This window comes from Stenotrophomonas sp. P5_A8 (assembly GCF_056400545.1).
This window is the reverse complement of record NZ_JBFULB010000592.1, coordinates 1-990: the sequence shown is the minus strand read 5'-3', so window position 1 is coordinate 990 and position 990 is coordinate 1. Positions and strand designations below refer to the sequence as shown.

Here is a 990-nt window from a genome sequence, read left to right as displayed (position 1 = left end):
ATGTAGATGGATGACCATCTCCGCCTTCACGTGGTTGGCGAGCTTTGGCCTGCTGTTGATGTCCTCCAGCTCCTCCCGGTTCCACGCGGTGCTGCCTGCGTGGGTATTCCATATCGACGTCTCACCTGGATATTGCTCCGCGATCGCATAACGAGCGGCCATGGTCCACCATTCAAAGCCACTCTCCGGATGAATCAGTCCAGCATCCTGCACGCGTGGCCGGATCACCGGCATGCGACTGCGGACCTCGATAAGACTTTTGAGCTCACTCGCGTACAACGGCGTCAGCAGCCCCTCATTGACACCATTATGCTCGTCGCGCGAGCTCACCCAGCTATTGGTTCTATGGCTCAGAAAATAACCGTGACCGGCCGCAACGAACGCCATGCCGGAGCCGCCGCCACCGTTTCGCCAGCGCCGACCGGCCTCGCGTGCAGCATCGTCGGCGGCCTTGATCTCGGGAAAGTAGTGGTAGATGTCCTTCCCGTCGTAGAGGTACTCCACCGTTACTACCGGCGCAAACTTCTCGGCTTCATGGATCAGGCCGTTGTTGATGATGCTTCTCTGGTCTTCGAAAGATGGGCCGTAGTCTTCAGGCACAAATGATCGATCCAGTCGGACCGTGATCACCCCGGCGGCGATATCCATGGAGGCACTTACCTGGCGGCTACGGGACTGTCCGTCCAGTAGCGGGATGCGCTCGAGTGAGAACCGTGCGCGCTGTGTCAAAAGGGTATCGAGCTCAACATCACTCTTTAGACCAAGCGGCTCGACGCCAGCGGCGCGCGCGGGCGCGGACATGAAAAGAGACGCTGCGGCGATTGCGGCGCCGGCGGTAATCGACAGCAGCAAACCAGGGTTGTTGCACGACATCGGTATTCTCCATGAATCCAAAGGAATGCACCGTTCCTACGGCGCCAGCGCAATCTGCGCCTTTCCCGCCACGACGAATGCGCCCGAATGCACCCTTCACAGTGTTCCGGCAACACC

The 990-nt window shown here is 59.5% G+C and carries 1 protein-coding gene and 1 pseudogene; one reads left to right on the top strand and one right to left on the bottom strand.

The annotated features are described in order from the left end of the window. Positions 1-648 (bottom strand): annotated as a pseudogene (locus AC1DQP_RS20905) (hypothetical protein); the annotation flags it as partial. A 151-nt stretch (positions 649-799) separates the two neighbouring features. Here AC1DQP_RS20905 and AC1DQP_RS20900 point away from each other — a divergent pair. Next, the coding region (locus tag AC1DQP_RS20900) for a hypothetical protein (RefSeq protein ID WP_478052486.1) at positions 800-990 on the top strand (191 nt) is incomplete at its 3' end.